At 37.4% G+C, this 23,158-nt stretch carries 16 protein-coding genes; 4 read left to right on the top strand and 12 right to left on the bottom strand.

Annotation, left to right across the window (positions count from 1 at the left end):
- Positions 1 to 54: 54 nt before the first annotated feature.
- From HHL20_RS03225 to HHL20_RS03190, 8 genes are all read right to left on the bottom strand, one after another.
- On the bottom strand, positions 55 to 2,427 hold the full coding sequence (locus HHL20_RS03225; RefSeq protein ID WP_169229745.1) for a choice-of-anchor L domain-containing protein: 2,373 nt from the start codon (positions 2,425 to 2,427) through the stop codon (positions 55 to 57).
- 119 nt (positions 2,428 to 2,546) lie between these two features.
- Complete coding sequence (locus HHL20_RS03220) at positions 2,547 to 6,131, bottom strand: choice-of-anchor L domain-containing protein (RefSeq protein ID WP_169229744.1); 3,585 nt, start codon at positions 6,129 to 6,131, stop codon at positions 2,547 to 2,549.
- A 183-nt stretch (positions 6,132 to 6,314) separates the two neighbouring features.
- Positions 6,315 to 8,699: a choice-of-anchor L domain-containing protein gene (locus tag HHL20_RS03215; protein ID WP_169229743.1), complete on the bottom strand. Its 2,385-nt coding sequence runs from the start codon at positions 8,697 to 8,699 to the stop codon at positions 6,315 to 6,317.
- Positions 8,700 to 8,889: 190 nt separating this feature from the next.
- Positions 8,890 to 9,420 (bottom strand): DUF1003 domain-containing protein, encoded by a 531-nt coding sequence (locus tag HHL20_RS03210; RefSeq protein ID WP_169229742.1) that lies wholly within the window; start codon positions 9,418 to 9,420, stop codon positions 8,890 to 8,892.
- A gap of 10 nt (positions 9,421 to 9,430) precedes the next feature.
- The gene (locus tag HHL20_RS03205) at positions 9,431 to 10,201 is read right to left on the bottom strand and encodes a TIGR02757 family protein (protein WP_394352915.1); all 771 of its coding nucleotides are present in this window, start codon (positions 10,199 to 10,201) and stop codon (positions 9,431 to 9,433) included.
- 8 nt (positions 10,202 to 10,209) lie between these two features.
- Complete coding sequence (locus HHL20_RS03200) at positions 10,210 to 11,124, bottom strand: ribonuclease Z (protein ID WP_169229741.1); 915 nt, start codon at positions 11,122 to 11,124, stop codon at positions 10,210 to 10,212.
- A 166-nt stretch (positions 11,125 to 11,290) separates the two neighbouring features.
- Complete coding sequence (gene rdgB / locus HHL20_RS03195; RefSeq protein WP_169229740.1) at positions 11,291 to 11,860, bottom strand: RdgB/HAM1 family non-canonical purine NTP pyrophosphatase; 570 nt, start codon at positions 11,858 to 11,860, stop codon at positions 11,291 to 11,293.
- Positions 11,861 to 11,953: 93 nt separating this feature from the next.
- Positions 11,954 to 12,784 (bottom strand): CPBP family intramembrane glutamic endopeptidase, encoded by an 831-nt coding sequence (locus tag HHL20_RS03190; RefSeq protein ID WP_169229739.1) that lies wholly within the window; start codon positions 12,782 to 12,784, stop codon positions 11,954 to 11,956.
- 174 nt (positions 12,785 to 12,958) lie between these two features.
- Here HHL20_RS03190 and HHL20_RS03185 point away from each other — a divergent pair, with 174 nt between their 5' ends.
- The 3 genes from HHL20_RS03185 (at position 12,959) to HHL20_RS03175 (ending at position 17,381) form a co-directional block, all read left to right on the top strand.
- The gene (locus HHL20_RS03185) at positions 12,959 to 14,554 is read left to right on the top strand and encodes a peptide chain release factor 3 (protein WP_169229738.1); all 1,596 of its coding nucleotides are present in this window, start codon (positions 12,959 to 12,961) and stop codon (positions 14,552 to 14,554) included.
- 112 nt (positions 14,555 to 14,666) lie between these two features.
- Positions 14,667 to 16,271, top strand: a complete 1,605-nt coding sequence (locus tag HHL20_RS03180) for a hypothetical protein (protein WP_169229737.1) — start codon at positions 14,667 to 14,669, stop codon at positions 16,269 to 16,271.
- A gap of 189 nt (positions 16,272 to 16,460) precedes the next feature.
- A complete protein-coding gene (locus HHL20_RS03175) occupies positions 16,461 to 17,381 on the top strand; it encodes a DUF4349 domain-containing protein (protein WP_169229736.1) in 921 nt (306 codons plus the stop codon).
- A gap of 241 nt (positions 17,382 to 17,622) precedes the next feature.
- On the opposite strand, the gene HHL20_RS03170 is transcribed toward HHL20_RS03175, so the two are convergent.
- Positions 17,623 to 18,762, bottom strand: a complete 1,140-nt coding sequence (locus tag HHL20_RS03170) for an acyl-CoA dehydrogenase (protein ID WP_169229735.1) — start codon at positions 18,760 to 18,762, stop codon at positions 17,623 to 17,625.
- A gap of 274 nt (positions 18,763 to 19,036) precedes the next feature.
- Between HHL20_RS03170 and HHL20_RS03165 the strand changes: the two genes are divergently transcribed.
- Complete coding sequence (locus tag HHL20_RS03165) at positions 19,037 to 20,815, top strand: AMP-dependent synthetase/ligase (protein WP_169229734.1); 1,779 nt, start codon at positions 19,037 to 19,039, stop codon at positions 20,813 to 20,815.
- A 28-nt stretch (positions 20,816 to 20,843) separates the two neighbouring features.
- Here the strand turns inward: HHL20_RS03165 and HHL20_RS03160 are convergent, their stop codons facing one another.
- From HHL20_RS03160 to HHL20_RS03150, 3 genes are all read right to left on the bottom strand, one after another.
- Positions 20,844 to 21,695: a GLPGLI family protein gene (locus HHL20_RS03160; protein WP_169229733.1), complete on the bottom strand. Its 852-nt coding sequence runs from the start codon at positions 21,693 to 21,695 to the stop codon at positions 20,844 to 20,846.
- Positions 21,696 to 21,759: 64 nt separating this feature from the next.
- On the bottom strand, positions 21,760 to 21,978 hold the full coding sequence (locus tag HHL20_RS03155) for a bacteriocin-like protein (RefSeq protein ID WP_169229732.1): 219 nt from the start codon (positions 21,976 to 21,978) through the stop codon (positions 21,760 to 21,762).
- Between the two features lie 400 nt (positions 21,979 to 22,378).
- Positions 22,379 to 23,155, bottom strand: coding sequence for a zinc ribbon domain-containing protein (locus HHL20_RS03150; protein WP_169229731.1), 777 nt, complete (start codon positions 23,153 to 23,155; stop codon positions 22,379 to 22,381).
- Between the last annotated feature and the right edge of the window lie 3 nt (positions 23,156 to 23,158).

Genomic DNA, 23,158 nt, shown 5'->3' with positions numbered 1-23,158 from the left:
TAAAAGCCCCGAAAATTAACTTTTCGGGGTTTTATTTATTAAATACTAACTTTATTATTCTCTGTTTTTGAGCATAATCCAGCCAGACTGGCTCATATTGGTTTTTGATTTCGGATACTGGAAGTTAAACTTGTACCAGTACGTTGCGGTAGGCAATTTCTTTCCTCCAACGGTACCGTTCCAGATCGGGTTTTCTTTTGAGAATCTGAACATTTCCGCACCATAACGATCGTAAATAGATCCTGTAAAGTTGTTGAAGCCTCCAAGGGAAGTAAGATCAAGCGTATCATTAATACCGTCATCATTCGGAGTGATAATATTTCTCACCTGGAATGTAAAGAATTCCAGCGCTCCTACACAATGAGTTCCTACTGTTCTCACCTGGATATTATAGGTTGTATTGTCCAGAATTCCCGTAAATACATTAGACTGCTGCCATGAAATACCTCCGTCAACAGAATATTCTGCAGTCTGAGGAATATTATTGATCATCGGCACTTCTGCGGTAATTGTCAATGTACTGTTGCTGTAATCAACATTCGAAACAAATGGAGATGCTGCTCCCATTACCTCTGCCGTGAATGTTCTCTCACAATATCCGTTGTTGATTTTCACCGAATAAATACCCCAGTTATCTACATTGATGGTTTGTGTAATTTCACCTGTACTCCACAGATAGCTGTAATTAGGTCCCGCTCCCGCATCAAGAGTAATTCTGTCTCCCTGACACATTTCCACATCTGTCAGTGGGGACGTGATCTCAGGTACCACTTCTACCGTAACCGTGGCAGGTAATGAAGACTGACATCCTTTTGTGCCTAAAGCATATACAGAGAATGTTGTCGTATGATAAACCGTTGCCGTCTGTGTACCGCCGGTTCCCTGGAAATTAGCCCAGTCGTAAGTAACCCCTCCGGTAGCGGTAAGATCTACTGTTGAGCCTGGGCATACTTTAAGCTTTGATGCTACCAAAGTTACCGTAGGCCGTGTTTCTTTCAATAGGGTTAATTTTGCCATTTTGCTGCAGAATCCTCCATTAGAAACAACAACGTAGAGAATCTGTCCGTCATTTCCATTATAATGTAAAATATCCTGAATATAATTGTTATTCTGAGCCATCGCATCAGCCTGATTCACGTAAAAACGGAATACCGCACCCGGAGTCGTACTGATAGACGGCATAGCATCCGTCAGATCAAACCATGTCACATCCGGTGTGGAACAAAGCAGTAATGATGCATCAACTGCAGAAGGAGTTGTTCCTCCGTTAATTTTAATATTTGCTTTTCCGGGACAAGGATTTCCAGGGAATGATACCTGAATTTCATAGTTCCCCGGCTGTGTAGCAGTAATCGTAGGCGTTGTTGCTCCCGGAATTGCAACTCCGTTGAAGAACCACTGGTAATTCATATTCGGATCACTTACAGAAGCTGTAATAACCTGAGGCACATTGTCACATACATTAATTTCTTCCGGTAAAGTTCCTCCATTAGGATCTAATAATTCAACCCCGATATTAAATGAACCTCCTTCTAAAAATACAGCAGAATCATAGCTGCTGTCAATAGCATCAGCCAACACCATTTTAAAATGGTAAGACTGCCCGGGAACTACTGTTGCTGTAGCCTGTAAAGGCACTGTTCTGCCATTAAAGTTAGTTTCAATATTAGCGGTATTATATCCTCCGAAGAAAGAAACATTCGGAGCTCCGCATCCCATATCAAATCCGCTAAAACTGTTCTGTGGGTGAATATTCGTTACACTTACCGGCCCCGTTCCCGGAGCAGGCAATACTGCCATATTTACATAAGGACCTCCACTTGTCGGTCTTAACAGTAAAGCAAAAGCATCGGAGAAACTGCAAGGAAATGACCCGGTGTATTCTTCTGATGCAAATAAATAATTAAATTTCACCTGAGAAGAGGTCGGAATAAAATCAAACTCTAAAATAACAGCATCGTTAAGTGTTCCGGATGGATTAGTAGCCGCTACAAGATCCGGATCACTTCCGGTAGGTAAATCATCTCCTAAAGTACTACTATTATAACTGTTACCTGCTTTGTTTGCGTAGCCTGTTGTAAGCACGATACCATCTTTAAAAGGAAAATTGGTGGTCCCTTTATGAAAGTAACCCCAGGATCTTTGAACATTACTTGCCGGTAAGTTCGGGCTTACCTGAACGTTGGATACACTTGGCGTTACACAAGAGTTTGTTCCTGAAGAAATCAATACATCTTTTACCAGCTGCAACGGAGTATAATCCGTCGGCGCATAACCGGCAGCATTTACATCAATAAAAGCACCTGCTTTCATTGTTAAACTGGATGCCTTTTCTTTTTGAGGCTTTCTGGTTGTAATGTTCTGTGAATAAAAGAGACTCGACGACGAGACCGCGAATAAGGAAAACAATAGTAAGTATCTCTTCATAAATAAGTTGTTTGAACAAATTTAATTGTTTTTTATAAATATATACACATATTTAACTTTTTTATATCAAAAAAGCAAATAAACCTCCCAAATTGAGAGGTTTATTATATTTATGACTGTTAATTTCTATTTTTTAACAAAATCCATCCGCTGCGTTGCTCAAGTTTCCTGCTTGCAGGATTTTCCCACTGTACACGATACCAGTATGTCGCCGTTGGAAGTATTAAGCTTCCTCTCAGCAGTCCGTTCCAGCTTGTCTGATTTTTGCCAGCTTTAAATACTTCCTGTCCGTATCTGTCAAATATAGAGGCTGCAAAATTGTTATACTTGCTTATTCCTGTAAAATCTACGGTATCATTTCTACCATCAGAGTTAGGAGTAATAGCATTAATTACGACAAATGTAAAGAAGGATAATGTAGTTCCGCACTTCGCATCTTTTACCCGTACCATAAGATTATAGTTATTATTATCCAGCATATTGTAAAAGATATTTGAATCCTGCCATGTTACTCCCCCGTTTGAAGAATACTCTAAAGCTCCCCCTGTCGGATTGGTTGCTGATATTGTTAAAACATGATTATCATATGTAACGTTGGTAAACTGAGGAAGTGCAGGATTGATCAACTGCGCACTATAGACTTTAGAACAGGTACCGTTACTTATCGTTACGGAATATGTTCCCGGAGTATTTACAGAAATTGTCTGTGTAGTGGCTCCTGTATTCCAGAGATAGGTATAATTTGTTCCAGAACCGGCATCCAGAATTCCGGAATCTCCGGCACAGGCATAGACATCCTTCAATGTTGATTCAATTGCAGGTACAACCTCAATGGTAATGGAAGTAGGATTTGCTACTCTACATCCGTTTCCACCCAAAGCAAAAACAGAATAGATAGTTGTAGCGGTAGGAGATACAACCTGAGTACTTCCATTCCCTGGCAGGCCTACCCATTCATAGGTAATGCCACCTGTTGCTGTTAATGTAACCGACTCACCTACACAAATTTTAGATTTTGATGCTGCCAATATGGCCACAGGCGGACCAACCACAATGGTAACAGTAGCCGGGGTTGCCGATACACAGCCATTGGCACCTACAGCAAAAACCGTATAAACCGTAGTATTCGTAGGAGAAACGACCTGCGTATTTCCATTTCCCGGAAGATTATTGCCCCAGGTATAAGTAGCACCGCCGGATGCTGTTAATGTCACCGATTCTCCGGAGCAGATTTGCTGAACGGTTGATGTTAACGTTGCCACAGGTAGTGTGGTATTCTGTGTTACCGTAACGTTCGACGTATACGAACAGTTTAAATTGCCCGGCTGATTAACATTAGTCACTGTCAATGTATACACTCCTCCTGCATTTACAACAGGTGTCAATGTATTTCCTCCTGAAACAATATTTCCTCCGCCGGTTGTCGTCCATGCAATGGTAGAACCTGTAGGAATTACAGACGCAGATGCATTGAGGGTTACCTGTGGTGTATTACAGGTAATCTGTTGAGGCTGAGCAATAGTTAATGTTGTTTGAGGAGTTGCCAACAGCTGTAAATTCACAACATATCTGCATCCTCCGCTTACCACCAGAACATAAATTGTCTGATTTCCCGCACTGTTAAATGCGGCGGGATTTGCTATGGTATTGGTATTTCCTGCATTGGCATCAGCAAGATTCAGATAATAAGAGAATGTAACTCCGGTTGCAGAAGTAATCTGAGATTGCGCTTCCGTTAAGTTATAATTGATTCCTCCAGCCTGATAGCATTTAAACAATGTAGCATTCTGAACTGTAATTGGTTGTGAAACCTGTATGGTAATGGTTGCAGGAGTCTGAGATACACAACCGTTGGCCCCAACTGCTGTGACCGTATACGTTGTTGTGGTAGTTGGTGAAACAGCCTGAGTATTTCCATTTCCCGGAAGTCCCACCCAATTATAGGTAACACCGCCGGATGCTGTTAATGTCACAGATTCGCCGGAGCATATTAGCGTTTTAGAAGCCGTTAAAACAGTAGTTGGCGGAGCACTGTCGCCGGTTACGGTAACGTTTGCTGTTCCTGTACAAGTTAAGTTACCCGGCTGATAAGTATTTGAGATTGTTAAGGTGTAAGTTCCTGCCGTGTTTACCACCGGATTGAGGGTATTGGCGCCGGATACAATGTTTCCATTTGTCGTTGTCCACGCGAATGTAGATCCGGCAGGATAAGTGGAACCTGAAGCATTCAGGGTAGTTTGCGAATTGGTACATGTTAAAATAGATGGTGCTGCAATTGTAGCAATTATCTGCGGTGCCTTCACAAGCTGCAGTTGTGCAACCTTCGAACAGAATCCGTTTTTTACAAGAACATATACTGTTTGTCCGGCGCTCTGGAATGCTGCAGGATTGGCTATTGTATTACCGTTTCCGGCTGAAGCATCCGACTGATTGACGTAATAACTAAATGTTGCTCCCGGTGTCGTACTTATTGAAGTTTGTGCAGAAGTAAGGTTGAATGTTGCATTTCCCTGTGTATAGCATGCCGTTAAAGTAGCATTTTGTACGGTAGGTGAAGTTCCTCCAACAATTGTAACGGAAGCGGTTCCGGGGCACGTATTGCCGGGTAGAAAAACCTGAACGGTATATAATCCGGGCTGGGTTGCCGTATAGGATGAACCTGTTGCTCCCGGGATAGGAGTAGTTCCTAACAACCACTGATAAGTAGCTCCTCCTCCCTGAACAGAAGCAGTAAGAACCTGCGGCGCATTGTCACAGACGTTTATGGATGAGGGCAGCTCTACACCGGCAGGATTGAGAAGCTGAACTCCAATATCAAAAGATCCCGCTTCAAGAAAAACAGCCGAATCGAAGTTTGAATCCTGATAGTCTGCAAGAACCATTTTAAAATGATACGTCTGCCCCGGAATTACCGTCGCTGTTGCCGTAAGAGGAATAGTACGTCCGTCAAAATTGGTTTCAACCTGAGGGTTATTAATTCCTGCAAAATACTGAACATTTTTAGGGCCGCAAGGTAAATTTGCCGGAATAATATTGGTAACACTCACAGGATCACCATTGGGAAGAATCGCTAAATTGGTGTATGTAGGATCTCCTACTTTTTTCAGTAATAAAGCAAAACCATCTGAAATACTGCATGTAAAGTTACTCTGATATTCTTTGGAAGCAAACAGATACCTGAACGAAACTTTCGTGGAAGCAGGTACAAAATCAAATTCTATATAGGTTGCGTCTCTTAAGTTTGTATTATTTACATTTAAAGCCGTTGCAAGATCTGTATCTCCTCCGGAAGACAGCACATCGCTTAAAGTTCCCTGGAAATTATTTCCCGTTTTTCTGGCATATCCTGTGGTAAGAACAATTCCTTTGGCAAAGGGGAAATTAGTGGTCGCTTTATTAAAATATCCCCAGCTTCTGTTCTGGTCGGTAACTGCAAGATTGGGAGAGACAACCACATTGCTTACATTGGCAGCCGAACATGTGGAACCACCACTGATAAGCACATCCTTTACCAATTGTGTAATACTAAAGGCTGATTCCGGATAGCCGGCAGCATTCACATCGATAAAGACCCCGGCTTTCATACTTGCAGCTGTAGGTTTTTTAGCAGAAACCTTACTTTGCCTGTCCTGTGCAAATAGCAAAGATCCCGTAAAAACTAAAAATAAAGCCAAAAGTAAATTTTTCGTCCTCCTATTTAACATTTTTATATTATTTTAAACAAAAATACTATTTTTTTTGATTGAATATCAATTCAGCCCAAATTACATTATCATTAATACAATAAGGCCGATTTTACAATATATCTTCAATTCATATTATTAACGAAAAAAAGACCAACAAATTATTGGTCTTTCTTTGAATATTTAAAAATTATTCTTTTTCTTTTATTCTATGTTTTTAAGCAAAATCCATCCCGTCTTCAGTGCCGGTTTTTTACTTGCAGGATCTTCGAAGCTTACCTGGTACCAGTATGATGCCGTAGGCAGGCGTTTTCCCTGGAAGTAACCGTCCCAATAAGGCTGAAGACTGCTTTCTTTATAAACCTCTTTTCCATAGCGGTCAAAAATGGAAGCTTTGAAATCTTTGTTTTGATTTACTCCTCGGAAATCAATAATATCGTTAATGTTGTCTCCGTTCGGTGTAATTACATTCTGCATCACGAAAGTAAAATACTGAAGGAATCCTACACAGCTTGTTTTCTTAACTCTCACTCTGATGGATATTACCGTATTTCTCGGTACATTGCTGAATGTATTGGAGTTCTGCCATGTAAGACCGTTATCAATAGAATATTCCAATGCTCCGTTGCTTGGGTTGCTTGCCGTAAGAACCATCGTTCCGCTCTCCGTGTAGTTTACGTTAATGATTTCAGGAATAATAGCCTGAATAACCTGTGTTGTAAACACTTTTGAACAAACCCCGTTATTGATTGTTACAGAATATGCTCCCGGCGTTCCTACAGAAATAGTCTGCGATGTATCTCCGGTATTCCATAAATATGTGTAGTTCGGTCCTGATCCTGCATCCAGAGTTATCACGTCACCCTGACAGATCATTCCTCCTGAAAGATTGGATGTAATCGCAGGTACCACTTCTATGGTAAGAGATGCCGGCTGCAAAGATTTACATCCCTGTGCACCGATAGCATATACAGAATAGGTTGTTGTCTGAGTTGGAGAAACCGTCATTGTCGCTCCTGTAGCAGTCATTCCTACCCATTCATAGGTAGCACCGTTCGCTGCTGTAAGAGTGGTAGATTCTCCTACGCATAATCTTACTTTTGTTGCGGTAAGCTGTGCGACAGGTGTGGCTTCTTTTCTGAGGGTTAATGTAACCATCTTGCTACAGAAAGCACCGTTGGAAACAACAACATACAATACCTGTCCGTCGGTACCGCTATAACTGCTTACGGCAGCTGCATTTAGAAAATTATTGTTTTGAGCTACCGCATCAGCCTGGTTTACATAATAATGAACAATAGCGGAGGTTGATGATGTAATCAAAGGTCTAGCATCATTCAAATTAAATGTGGAAACGGAAGGTGTTGTACAAAGCTTCAGGGTCGCATCCTGAGCAGGAGGCGTTGTTCCTCCCACAATAGTAATCTCCGCTGAACCGGGACATTGATTTCCCGGAATCGTAACCTGTATCCCATAAACTCCTGGCTGAGTTGCTGTATAACTAATATTTGTTGCTCCTGCAATAGCAACTCCATCTTTAAACCACTGATAGGTTGTTCCAGGTGATGTTACCACTTGAGCCGTTAAAATCTGTGGAGTATTGTCACACATATTGATTGTACTCAGCAAAACCGGTCCTCCCGGCCCTGCTGTAAAGCCAATACCAATATCGAAAGATCCTCCCTCTAAGAAAACTGCAGAGTCTAGTGAATTATCCGTATAATCTGCCAGCACCATTTTAAAATGGTAAGCTACTCCCGGAGTAACCGTTGCTACAGCTGTTAAAGGAACTACTCTCCCGTTAAAATTTGTCTCAATACTTGTTGTATTATAACCTCCAAAATAGGTTGGATTTATAGCCGGACAATTACTTGGAAACGGATTACCGTTAAACTGATTCGCGGGATGAATATTTGTAACACTTACAGGTCCTGCATTTCCCGGAAGAACAGCATAATTTACGTAAGGACCTCCCGAAACGGGTTTTATTAATAAAGCAAATGCATCAGAATAACTACAAGGGAAAGTACCCGTATATTCTTCAGAGGCAAACAAATAATTAAATTTTACCTGATTGGAATTAGGTACAAAATCAAATTCCAATGCAACAGCATCACGCTGACTGCCTTGGTTTGTACCAGTAGCGGCAGCAAGATCCGCATCTCCGTTTTGAGAGATGACACCGGACATATCTCCTGCATAGGCTGTATTTCCCGCCTGTGATGCCACTCCTGTCATCAAAACAATTCCGTCTGCAAAGGGAAAGTTTGTGGTGCCTTTATTAAAGTACCCCCAAAATCTGTTTGGGTCGGTTTGAGATTGATTTGGGCTCAACGTAACATTCGTAACGTTTGGAGTTGCGCAACTTGACTGTCCATTGATAAGAACCTGCTGAACAAGCTGCTGAATACTATAAGAAGATGCAGGATATGATGATGCATTGACATCAATAAAAGCACCTGCTTTCATACTTTCTGAAGTCAGTTTTACTTTACCGTTTTTTCTTGATGCTTGCTGAGCAGCAACAGAACCTGAAACCAAAAGCAACACTAAAAAAAAGAAGTAGTTTTTCAGTCTATAATTTAACATTTTGTTGTTGTTTGTTCAAAAATAATAATTTTTCACTTAAAATTTAACAAGAAATGAAATAATTGCAACAAAAAAGCCAATCTATTTCACCAAATCAGTACATATCAGATAATATATCTGTCATAATACAAAAAAGACTAAATTTTATTAGCCTTGTTTGTAGAGTTATTATGTAAATTCACTTGGATTATCATTCATTTTTAAGCTCATCAATTTTACTCTGAAGTTCCTGAATCCTATCCTTCAGCGCTTTGATTTCGTTTTTGTTTGAGCTTACATTACTTTTCAGCATGACATTTTTTGCACGTTCACTGTGGTCGTCCTCATCTTCTTCTTCATTGATTTCCTCAATATCCTCCTGTATATCTTCGATGTCTTCATTAATCTCCTCAATATCCTCACTGATCTCTTCAATATCCTCGCTGATCTCTTCGATATCTTCCTGGATGTCTTCAATATCTTCCTGAATATCTTCAATTTTTTCATGGCTCTTGTTTACCGACATCTGAATAAAAATGGCAAGGTAAATGGCTTCAAGAGATACTACCGTTGTGAGAATGAGAAGCATTTTATCAAATTCCACAAGCCCCAGCAGAGGAAGCAGGAATGAAATAATAAAAAACAACGTATGTGCAATAAGTGACGGAATAGAGCCTATCCACCAGGTTATTCCGTTGGCGATTTTTTCTAAAACCTCAGTTCTTTCTTCATGCTTTTTCATTGTACTGCTTTTATAATAATTCTTTAGTAACCCCTAACCCAAACAATGCAAAATCATATTTTGCAGGATCATTTTCATCAAATTTCCTGATGACAGCATCCAGTTCTTCTACCGTTTTCCAGTCGTTCTGCGTTCTTGAAATCAGCCCTAATTTCCTGGAAATATTTCCTGTATGTACATCCAGCGGAATGGAAAGATACCGCTGATCTATATTTTCCCAGATGCCAAAATCTACACCACGTTTGTCTTTGCGTACCATCCACCGCAGAAACATAATTATTCTTTTGGTGGACGAATTTTTATACGGTGAGCTTACATGTTTATGACTTCTGTGCTTTTCAGTTCCGAGAAAACTGCTTCTGAAGCGTTCTACCGAATGCAGGAAACTGGTTTCCGACTCATTGAGCCTGAATAAAACTTCAAGACTTTCATTTTCATTATAAATCCGGTTAAACTGTTTAATAAAATACGTAAAATCTTCTCCATTAAAAGTACGGTGTATGCTTTTATTTTCAATTAATTTCAGGTCTTTTTCCGAATGATTCAAAACAAAATCATACGGTGTATTTCCCATAATATCCAGCATTTTCTCCGCAGATTTTATAATTGCTTTGCGGTTTCCCCACGAAATGGTAGCTGCCAGGAAACCAGCTATTTCAATATCCTGTTTCAGCGTAAATCGGTGCGGAATCTGTATAGGATCATTTTCTATAAATCCCGGGTGATTATACTGATCTGCTTTTTCATCCAGGAAAATTTTTAATTCTTCAAATTTCAACATCATTTATTTTAAATTTTCACAGGCTCCAATGCTTTCGGCAAGAAGGTATTGGGAAAAACAGTTCTTGCTTCATCGGTGAAAACCGTAAGATCTGCATATCGATTGGAAAAATGTCCCAATATCAGTTTTCCGACTTCAGCTTTTTTAGCAATCATTGCCGCTTCTAGCGCGGTTGTATGGCCTGTATAATCTGCCATTTCCTTTAAATCATGCAAAAATGTGGATTCATGATAAAGGACCGTCACATTTTTAATAACCGGAATTACATTTTCAAGATAACGCGTATCGCTGCAAAACGCATAAGAAACCGGAGGAACGGGATCCGTTGTAAGAATTTCATTTTTAAGGACGTACCCATCGCTTAATACAAAATCCTTCCCTGCTTTAATATTGTGATAATCACAGGTCTCGATCTCATTGTATTTGGATATTTCCTGCATATTAAGATGCCTTTCTTTCGGCTTTTCCTTAAAAAGATATCCGTTGCAGTAAATTCTGTGATCTAAAGGAATTGTATGCACCTCTACCCTGCTATCTTCATAAATTTTTTCGGAATAATCTTTATCAAGCTCATGGTACACTACCTCAAAACCACGATGGGTTTCGGTAATGGTGAAGATGGTTTCCAGCATTTTCTTTATTCCTTTCGGGCCGTATACATGCAGCGGCGTTTCTCTTCCCAAAAGACGGAAAGAAGCAATGAGTCCCGGCAAACCGAAGCAGTGATCTCCGTGAAGGTGGGAAATGAAAATATGATTAATCCGTGAAAATTTCGCTTTTGCTTTTCTCAGCTGTACCTGTGTTCCTTCTCCGCAATCGATAAGAAAAGATCTTTCTTCCATTTCCAGAAGTTGTGCGGTAGGAGAAGAATTGATGGTAGGAATTGCTGAATTAAAGCCTAATATCGTTAAATAAGTACTCAAATCTATCGTTTATTGTATAAACAAATGTACGGAATTTAGGTAAGAGTGAGGTTGAGATTTTATTAAGGTTGAGGTTAAGATTGAGACTAAAGCAATTATTTTTAAAAATTATTTAAAAGATTTATCTCGTTTTTAATATTAATTAAATTACGTAACCTCAGCCTAACTAATCTTTCAGAAAATCCAGAAACAGATCCAATGCCTGTTTTCTGTGGCTGATCTTGTTTTTATCCTGGGGATCCATTTCTGCAAAGGTTTTATTATATCCTTCAGGAACAAAAATAGGATCGTAACCGAATCCTTTAAACCCTTTATTTTCATTAAGCAGATTTCCGTGCACTCTTCCGTCGAAATATTTTGCTCCGTTTTCGTCATAGTAACATAAAACAGTGATGAAATAAGCTTTTCTGTTTTCTACACCCTGCATTTCCGACAATACTTTTTCAATATTTCTGGCAAAATCATGGTCTCCGGCGTAACGTGCTGAAAAAATCCCAGGTCTGCCGTCCAAAGACTCTACAACCAGTCCGCTGTCGTCTCCAAGGCTTGGAATTCCTGTTTTTTCAAAGCAATATTTAGCCTTAATCAAAGCATTGGCATTGAAAGAGTCGCCGTCTTCCACAATTTCTTCATGTATATCATAGTCCGTAAGGCTTTTTACAATAAAACCATCACCCAAAATCTGCTGAATCTCTTCTTTTTTGTGTATGTTGTGGGTGGCTACCAATAACTCCATATCCTTATTCGTTTATATTTATTTTTTTAATTTAAATAAACAAATGCGAAACACATGTTCATTTATTAATTTTATTTAAAAATCAGTTTATATTTAAATTTCAGAATAATGCACTTTATATTTCCTTGTAAACAGGTAGTAAAACATGGAAAAAAGCAGAATTCCGACTGTAAGTATTACCCATTCGGGAATTTTAAAAGCATCTGCAAAACTTTCGTTTTTCGTATACGCAATCAATATGGTTGAACAGAAATTATTAAACCCATGCAGCAGCATCGGCAACAATAAAGATTTTGTTTTATAGTAAACAACACCGAGCACACATCCCAATAAAACCGCTCCTACAAACTGCCAGGGATTCCCATGAACCAGACCGAAAATTACGGATGCGGAGATAATAGCCTTCCAGGGCTCCACCCCTTTATTGATGAGGCCTTTCTGAATAATTCCGCGGAAAACAATTTCCTCAAAGATAGGTGCACATATCACTGCAGTAATGATCATCACGACCGGGTCATCGGTAAGCTGCTCCATCAGTTTTGTAAAGAATTCATAATATTTTCCGAAAAAAGGACCTGTTGTAGGAATTTGTGCTGCAATAAATTCTGCAATAAACATCATTCCGAGCATCATAGGAAAAATCAGAAGATAGGTATAGAAATTTGTGGGCGAAAAATTGAAATTCAGCTTTTTTCCTGTTTTTGGTCTTACGATAAAAAAATCAAAAAAGGCGATAGCGGTAAGAAATCCTGCGGCATTGGAAAGCATTAAGAACCATTCTTTATACTGCAGACTTTCTTTGAAGGCAAACATCCAGAAGATATTAAAAAATGATACCGCCATGGTACCAACTACCATCCCAGCCACTAATAGAAGTCCGCCTATCCATGTAAATGTAAACTTCGGATATCTGCTGTTTTCCATACTTTATACTCAGATTTATCGGACAAAGATAAAAGTTTTTAAGAAGTTTCTTTATTGTTTGAATAATGAAGTACAAAAAAACAACTGCTTTTTTTGAGATACAGATCTCTTCCTGAATGAAATCATTTTCAGATTCCATTAAAAATTACGATTTTTGCAACTTCAAAATACGATATGTCAGACTTAATCAAAGAAATAGAGAAAAGAAAAACTTTCGGGATTATTTCTCACCCCGATGCCGGAAAGACGACGCTTACGGAAAAGCTGCTTCTTTTCGGAGGGGCCATCCAGGAAGCGGGAGCGGTAAAATCCAATAAAATAAAAAAGGGAGCTACCTCCGACTTCATGGAAATTGAAAGACAGAGAGGGATCTCCGTTGCAACTTCCGTACTTGCTTTTGAATACAGAGATCATAAAATCAATATTCTTGATACTCCGGGACACAAGGATTTTGCTGAAGACACATACAGAACTCTGACGGCCGTAGACTCGGTAATCGTTGTAATAGACGTTGCAAAGGGAGTTGAGGAACAGACTGAAAAATTGGTACAGGTGTGCAGAATGCGAAACATCCCGATGCTCGTTTTCATCAATAAGCTTGACCGTGAGGGTAAGGATGCATTTGACCTTTTAGACGAGGTTGAGCAGAAACTGGGATTAACTGTTGTTCCGCTTTCATTACCGATTGGTATGGGAAGTGATTTCCAGGGAATTTACAACATCTGGGAAAATAATATCCAGCTGTTCCTGGAAGAGAAAAAGCAGAAAGTTGGTGAAGCTATTAAGTTTGACGATATTAATGATGCTTCTATTGATGAAGTAATCGGCGAAAAAGCAGCTGCTACTTTAAGAGAGGAACTGGATTTGGTACAATCGGTTTATCCCGAATTTAATCGTGAAGATTATATGAAAGGGGATCTTCAGCCTGTGTTCTTCGGTTCGGCATTGAATAATTTCGGAGTACGTGAATTGCTTGACGCCTTCATCGATATTGCACCGATGCCTCAGCCAAAAGAAAGCGATACGCGTCTGGTAAAGCCTGAAGAGAATCTGTTCACCGGTTTTGTGTTCAAAATACATGCGAATATGGACCCAAAACACAGAGACCGACTGGCTTTCGTGAAAATTGTTTCAGGAACTTTTAAAAGAAACGAAAATTATCTACTGGTAAGAGAGGGTAAAAAAATGAAGTTCTCTTCACCCAATGCATTCTTTGCAGATAAAAAAGAAGTGGTGGAAGAAAGTTTTCCCGGAGATATTGTGGGACTTCATGATACAGGAAATTTCAGGATCGGTGATACACTGACAGGTGGTGAAAAGTTGAATTTCAAAGGAATCCCGAGCTTCTCTCCTGAACATTTCCGATATATTAATAACAGCGATCCGTTAAAGGCAAAACAACTGGCAAAAGGCATCGATCAGCTGATGGATGAAGGTGTTGCACAGCTGTTTACGCTGGAAATGAACGGCAGGAAGATTATCGGAACAGTAGGTGCCCTTCAGTATGAAGTAATCCAGTACCGTCTGGAACATGAATATGGTGCAAAATGTACTTACGAACCGCTTTCTATGCACAAAGCGTGCTGGGTTGAGGCCGACGAAAAGTCTGAAGAGTTCAAAGAATTTGCGAGATTAAAACAGCGATTTTTAGCGAGAGACAAATACAATCAATTGGTTTTCCTTGCTGATTCTTCGTTTACCATTCATATGACCCAGGAAAAATTCCCTAATGTGAAACTGCATTTCATCAGTGAATTCAGGAATGCTTAATTAAAAATAATTAATTTATATATTTAATCCGCGGAATTTTCTGCGGATTTTTTGTTTTATTTTAGACTTGTTTTATTAGATTATATATTTGTAAAATCTTTAAAAAGGCACCATGAAATATTTACAATTGTTAATCTTCTTATGCATTTTATTTTCTTCCAAAAACTACAGTCAAAAGTTTAACCTTAAGGAAAGCAAAATTAAAATTAATTTAAATGGAATTGTCAGGCCTGCTTCAACAATCAGCATGTTGACATCCACAAAATTTAATGATGATTTTTATTCAATTTTTGAAGAAAGGCAAATGAACCATTTTGGGCAAACTCAAAAATATTTAATTGTTTATAATACTCTGGGTAAAATTTTACACGCAGAACAACTACCGAAAGAATTACACGACAGTTTTTATCTGGACCTGTTTGAATATGAGGGAAAAATCTACATAGTAGATCAGTTTAACACAAGATATGTTCTTGACTTTATAACACATACATTTAATAAAACGGTTAAAGGAAATGATATTGTTTATGAAGATCAAAACTATCAGGTAATGTACAAGGACTTCGGAGAATGGGGACAGGCAACATGGTTTATAAATAAAAAAGATAAAAAGCAGTATTTTACAAGCATTAATGGCACCAATACCAATTTTGCAGATGGAAAATTTTATCTCACCAGCTTTAATTCAATCGCTGAAATTTCGGATCCTAAAAATCTCACAGCGTGCAGCTCCGGACAAAATTATTATTACGTCAACAAGCATGATAAAATATTTGATTCTTATGATTACTTCAAGGGCGTGAGTTTTATTTATAAAGACTCTATTAGCGATGATTCGTATCATTCAGAAAAAGTTTATGATAATCTTAAATATAGATTTTTATCTTCATTTCCAACAGATCATCAGCTATATCATATTACACAATTAAAAGATAAAACTGCCATTACAAAAATCAATAAAGATCAAGTTGATATTGTTTATAAATTTAACGAAAAATACAATATATTTAAATGGTATAATCAATATAGGACTTCAAAAAGCAATTATAGATTTCTCAGATTCAAGAATGGTTATAATTCGGATGGTTTTATTGAAGTTGCCAATAAAAATATAGATATAACAAAAGTCCATTATATATATGACACTCTACAATATGTTAAGTCAGATAGTATTACAAAATTGATATCTAATTTATATGAAAGAAAAAACATTTTGAAGAAAGATGTTACTATGTTTGAAGAATCAACCAAAGGTACTGACATTTTATTCTACAGAAACAACATTAATCATAATGGTTATTACCCAGAAAAGTATAAAAATATAAATATCAACACTATTAATTATATAAAAAGTGAAAACGAATTCTTAACTCAAAATATTGAATATTTATTTACAACAGATGATCAATTAAAAGCAATCTTTATTGAATGGGATAAAACAAAATTCTTTAATAACAGTGAAAAAAAATATTTCCCAATAGAAAACGAAAATAGTATTGAAAGTGATAAATACTTCAAAAAGAAATATAAAGAGATTCGACAAGCATTCATTGAAAAAGGAGAAAAAGTTGATGTAAAAATTCCCTCTGACAAATTGGATTTTGAATCATGGATTTTGAACGGATGGCAATTCAATCTTTATAAAGTCTCTGATAAAAACATTAATGGCATTACGTTATATATTTGTAAGCAAGAAGATTTCAATGGAAATGAATAAATTACTATTTAGTTTAGATATGTCAGGCCTCTGTAATTTCATGACAAATGTTTTTTGTAAAACAGCATTCTTTAATTTTACAAAAATCTAAAAATCAAATCTTTACCAATTTACATCTTCAAAACAAACCTTTTACAATCTTTACAACAATTCCACTCCTAATTTTACTTCATCGAAAAAATTAATCGTATGAAAAAATTAATCTTACTTGTTGCCGTATCGGGAACATTCATCATGTGTAAAAAAGGAGAAGCGGTTTCACAGCTGGAAAATACAATCAGTTCGGCAGACAGCACTATTTCTGATGCGTCTGAAAAAATCAATGCAATTGATGATAAAGCAAATGCTGCAATGGATTCTGCCCATGTAAAAATCAAAGACTTTCAGCAGGCCGGAAATGAAATTAAAGATCATATGGAAAATACTTCAAAAATGGTGGATTCTCTTTCTGAAAAAATTTCATCGGTAAAACTGGAAACGAAAGCTGAAAAGAAGGATTCGGCAAAAAAAGAAAGCAATATTGTGGTAAATGTTCCGGCTCCGAAAGTGATTAAAGAAACAAAAATTGTTTATAAAGACAAGCCAAAAAATGAAAATTTTGAACTGAATATTCCTAAAAATAAATTGGTAAAAACAGGAGTTTTGGAAGTAACGGTTGATGATGCTGAAACTGCAAAAGAAATTGTAAAGGAAGAAGTTTCAAAATACGACGGATTTATCCGAAGTGAAAATATTTCGTTAAATAACAATGAAAAAAAGATCGCTTATTTAAAAATAAGAGTTCCGATTCAGAAGTTCGACTATCTGATGGAAGATCTGAGTTCTAATCTGGGAGAAGTTGAAAATAAAGGTATAGAAGTTTCCGGACAGGATTTTGTTCAGAATACCATGTGTGAAGTTGACATCACACTTTACGGAAAAGACGGAGCCTACATAAAAGATGACGAACCCAAAACTTTCGGCGAACAATCCTTTGCCGCGATATCTTCGGGCTGGAATGTTATCACTTCCATATTCCTGTTTATACTTCCGCTATGGCCATTGTTTCTTATCGTAGGAATAGGCTATTATTTTTATAAAAAACGAAAGACTACGGATAAAAATTTGTAACCAAAAGCGGGCGTATTATTTATTTTTAATAATATTTTAATCGAAATTCCGTTTCTTCAATAATTGTTATGTATAACTTTGTATTGTTGAATTAATTAAATTCATAATTTAACTTACGTTAAAGAAATCAATCAAAACAATAATTAAAACAACATATTATTAATATTTTGTGGTTCGTGTGAAAGTAAAAAGGCTCCCATTTCTGAGAGCCTTTTACTATTTCATTTTTATTATTAAGCAATTACTTTGCAATGCTTCTTGAGATTACGATCTTCTGAATCTCAGAAGTTCCTTCATAAATCTGAGTGATTTTTGCGTCTCTCATCATTCTTTCTACGTGGTATTCTTTCACATACCCGTATCCTCCGTGGATCTGTACCGCTTCTATCGTGGTATCCATTGCAACCTGAGAGGCATATAATTTAGCCATTGCACCGCTTTCAGAAATGTCTTTTCCGGCATCTTTTTCTACTGCCGCTTTAAAGCAAAGCATTCTTGCCGCTGTGATCTGGGTTGCCATATCTGCCAGTTTAAATGCGATTGCCTGGTGATTGATGATCTCTGTTTTAAAAGCTTTTCTTGTTTTAGCATATTTCAATGCCAGTTCGTAAGCCCCTGCAGCAATACCCAATGCCTGAGATGCAATACCGATTCTTCCTCCATTCAGAACAGCCATCGCAAAATTGAAACCAAAACCGTCTTCTCCGATTCTGTTTTCTTTCGGAATTTTAACGTTATTAAAAATCAAGGAATGAGTATCACTTCCTCTAATTCCTAATTTGTCCTCTTTAGGACCGATCTCAAATCCTTCCCAACCTCTTTCTACGATGAAAGCGTTGATTCCTTTATGCTTTTTCTCCGGATCCGTTTGAGCAATTACGATATAATATGTTGCCGTACCACCGTTGGTGATCCAGTTTTTAATTCCGTTCAGCAAATAATGATCTCCTTTATCTTCTGCAGTGGTTTTTTGTGAAGTCGCATCAGAACCTGCTTCTGGCTCGGATAAAGCAAACGCCCCGATCACCTGTCCGCTTGCAAGAGGAGTAAGATATTTCACTTTCTGTTCTTCAGAAGCAAATTTTTCAAGCCCTGCACATACCAATGAGTTGTTTACAGACATTACTACGGCTGCAGAAGCATCTATTTTAGCAATCTCTTCCATGGCCAAAACGTAAGAAACACTGTCCATGCCTGCACCACCATATTTAGGATCTACCATCATCCCCAAAAGCCCCATTTCACCCATTTTCTTTACCTGTTCTGCAGGAAACTTCTGGTCGCGGTCTCTTTCGATTACTTCAGGTAATAATTCGTTTTGTGCAAAATCCCTTGCTGCCTGCTGAATCATCAGCTGTTCTTCCGATAAATTAAAGTCCATAAAAATTGAATAATTAGATGGTCGCTAATTTACACTTTTTGATCAAATCTGAAAACAGAATTAAAATTTAAGTCTTAGATTCTGAAAATCAACAATTAAACAGATTTTAAAAAATAAATATATTGATTATATTATTGTTAAAATTTTATCTCAAAAACATATAAAGCAATATATAATTCAGAACAATCTTTACTGATTGTTAATTTCACTACACCATGTCCCCAATTAAAAAAAATGCTTATATTTAAAATCCTTTAACCAATTACTTAACATCATGACCATAAAAAGATTATTCGATATTCCTCATTACGCATTAGAAACCTATCCAAAAGCGGATATGTTTGTAACAAAATATCAGGGGCAATGGAAGAAAACATCTACTCAGGAGTTTATCAATCAGGCCAATAAAATCTCACGCGGACTGTTAAAGCTTGGCATAAAGCCCGGGGATAAAATAGCCCTTATCACCACAAATTCCCGTACCGAGTGGGCAATTATGGACTTAGGACTTTCACAAATCGGCGTCGTTTCGGTACCTGTTTATCCGAGTATCTCTCCGGAGGATTATGAATTCATCTTCAATAATGCGGAGATCAAATACTGCTTTTTATCTGATAAGGATCTTTTGAATAAAGTAACCAAAGTAAAGCACAATATTCCGTCGTTGCAGGGTGTATTCACCTTTGAAAATATTACCGGGGCCGCAAACTGGAAAGAAGTAATTGATTTGGGAGAAGACGATTCTACGCAAATTGAGGTCGAAGATCTCTCCAATACAATTAATTCTGAAGACCTGGCAACAATTATTTATACTTCCGGGACTACGGGCAGACCAAAGGGCGTTATGCTTACGCATCACAATATCGTATCCAATGTCTTAGGATCCATTCCAAGAATTCCCAAGAAGAATAACCTTGATTATAAAGATACAAGGGTACTGAGCTTTTTGCCGATATGTCATATTTTTGAAAGAATGCTTTTTTACCTTTTTCAATACAATGGTTTCTCGATTTATTTTGCAGAGAGTATTGAAAAAATGGGCGAAAATGTAAAAGAAGTAAAGCCTCATTACATGAGTGTTGTACCAAGACTGGTAGAAAAAGTATATGATAAAATATATGCAACCGGCTCATCAGCAGGCGGTCTGAAGCAAAAAATATTCTTCTGGGCACTCAATCTTATTTCTAAAAAGAAAACAGTTTCCAAGCCTTCCGGATTACAGGAGATAATTGCAGATAAATTGGTGTTTAAAAAATGGCGTGAAGGACTCGGTGGTGAAATTATCACCCTGGTTTCAGGATCGGCAGCTCTTTCAACGCGTCTGAATCTAATGTTTCAGAATGCCGGAATCCCTATTTTGGAAGGTTACGGACTGACGGAAACTTCTCCCGTGATTTCCGTTAATGCTTTCGGAAAAATGAAAATTGGAACCGTGGGTCTCCCTTTGGATAATGTTCAGGTAAAAATTCAGGAAGACGGAGAGATCACAGTGAAAGGACCTTCCATTTTTAAAGGCTATTTTAAAAATGATGAAATGACGAAAGAAGTCTTTACAGAAGACGGTTTTTTCAAAACGGGTGACATCGGGCATATTGACAGTGATGGTTTTCTTCAGATCACAGACCGTAAAAAAGAGATGTTTAAAACTTCCGGCGGTAAATATATTGCTCCCCAAACCATTGAAAATCTTGCGAAAGCATCTAAGTTTATCGAACAGATCATGGTAGTGGGTGATGGCGAAAAGATGCCTACTGCATTGGTGCAGCCTGATTTTGAATTTGCCAAAAGCTGGGCCCAGAGAAACAACCTGAATGTAGGATCAACGCCTCAGGAGATCGCAAAAAGTAAAGAGCTCAAAGAAAGAATTGAAAAAGAAATCGAAAATACGAACGAGCATCTCGGAAACTGGGAGAAAATCAAAAAAATCGAACTTACTCCTGAAATTTGGAGCATTGAATCCGGGCTTTTAACGCCCACTCTGAAGCTTAAACGAAAGGCTATTAAAGAGAAATTCATTGATCTTTACAACAAAATGTACGATCATAAGGAATAAAATAAACCGCCTCTGTTGAGGCGGTTTTTTACTCGCTTAGTTCAAGCGGATTTTTATATTTTTCATTTTCCTCTCTTGCTTTTTCTCTTTCCTTTAACATTTCCTGCCCATGTATAATCGTGGTTCCGTAACTTGCCAGTACAGCGGCAGCATTGTCGTCAGCATTTTTTTGCGCTTGTTTTAATTTAGCCTGTGTTGTTTCTATAGCTCCGGCATATCTGTTTCTTCTAATATTGATAAATTTGCCTTTCAATTGAGAAACGGACAAGGATTTTACCAGTTCAAAATCGTAATCCTCTTTCTCGTCTGTTATTTTGATGATTAATCCCGGTAAACCACTAAACTTCATTGGACCGTACGGAAGTGGAATTTCCGGAGCATACCATGCGATCCAGTTTCTTCCTTTAAACTTTACTTTCGCTTTTTTACAGATAATGGTATTAATTATTTTGGTTTCATCTGCAAGCTCCCAGTTTGATATTACAGGTTGTTTATAGGTAAATAATGACATACCTGCGGAATCAAAAAACTGTATATTTTCATTGGTCTGGATGATCGTAAAATTGAAATTTGTTTTTGGAATAACCGCATCGTCATTGTAGCTAAGAGTTATGCTGCCATCATAATTTTTGGTCGTAACTCTTGAGTTTTGCATTACCGAATCTCCTTTCAATGATACAGCACTTGCAAAAAATGCACGTCTGTTTCCTACCTGTAAGGCGAATAATTCTTCATATCGATTGTCTGTTCGTTTATCGAACTTAGCTCTTAATCGATAGGTAAATTCACCTCTTAAACCATCCTCTTTGTATGATTGGGTATAATATAGTACACTATATAATAATATTAAAAGTTGAAATATTTTTTTATGGTAGTTCATAAGAAGTATGATTAATCTATAAATACACTTATAGTAGAATAATTCCCACTATAAGTGCTTTGTTTTAGTTAAGATTAGATGCTAAATGTTGAGCATCAGACCCCGAATAAGTAGGAGTTTTACAGTAATTTTTTTCAATTTCATCAACCCAAGCATTTGCTTGCTCAGCGGTCCAATCTTGAGTAGTCGTTGCTGTAAAACCACATTTGGTAACTGCAATCCAAACCTGTCCTGCTTTTACTGTTTTAAGGTCTTCACGGGTTAATTTTTTAAATTTTTTCATTTCTTAAATAATTTTTTTTCACCTACTTATTTTGCCAAATTTTCTACAGTGAAACTTCGGCTTTCCTTTCGGAGACAGGTTTTCGGTTTAGTCCTGCCCTTCTGTTGCAACATATTTTAATAATGAATCAACAATGAATATTAATCCAATACCTTTCATTTATTTAACAGCTTGAGAAAATAAGCGATTGTGTTTTTCGGGAGTAAATATAAAGAGAAATCAAATGCTAAAAACAATAATTCCTTGTAAGGAGAATTATATTCGTGACTTTATTATTTTTTAACTTTATTTATTCATTTAAAATTAATTATGAATGTAAAATATTATTTATCGAAACTTAAAAAAAACAAAAAAGCCGCCTCAAATGAGACAGCTTCATATTCTGAAAAAATCGTTGTAATTAAAATTTAATGACCGATTTCATTTTTTCGTTTTCTTCCATTACCAATTCGTCATCCACAAGAATTTTTCCTGAGTGCTCATCGATAATGATTTTCTTTCTCTGGGCGATCTCCATCTGCTTTTGAGGTGGAATAGTGAAGAATGATCCTTTCGGAGCACCTCTTTCCAACCCTACTACTGCAAGACCGTTCGGAGAATTTTTTCTGATTCTGTTGTAAGAAGCCAGTAATCTTTCGTCGATTTTAGCAGCAAATTCCTTAGACTGCTCAATCAGATATTCTTCTTCTTTCTGCGTTTCAGAAACCAAACCTTCCAGCTCTTCTTTTTTGAACTTCAGGTGATTTTTAAGATCGTCGATTTTTCCGTTCAGCTCATCAAGCGTTTCGTTTTTGTGGCTGATCTTGGCACCGAATTCTTTAATTCTCTTTTCAGCAAGCTGAATTTCAAGTTCCTGATATTCAATTTCTTTACCTAATGCTTCAAACTCTTTATTGTTTCTTACATTATCCTGCTGAGATCTGTATTTTTCAATTAAAGTTTTTGCATGGTTGATTACTTCATGCTTGGTTTTGATCTGATCATCCTGATCTTTTATGTCTGCATGAAATTTTTCAGCTCTTTTTTCAAGACCTTCGATTTCAATCTCAAGATCCTCTACTTCGATTGGCAATTCTCCTCTTGTATTTCGGATTTCGTCCAATCTGGAATCAATGATCTGCAAATCGTATAAAGCTCTTAACTTTTCTTCAACTGAAATATCGTTGGTTTTTGCCATATT

This window comes from Chryseobacterium cheonjiense, from assembly GCF_012927265.1.
GTDB classification, from domain to species: domain Bacteria; phylum Bacteroidota; class Bacteroidia; order Flavobacteriales; family Weeksellaceae; genus Chryseobacterium; species Chryseobacterium cheonjiense.
The sequence above is the reverse complement of the archived record's forward strand: the minus strand, read 5'-3'. Positions and strand labels throughout refer to the sequence as shown.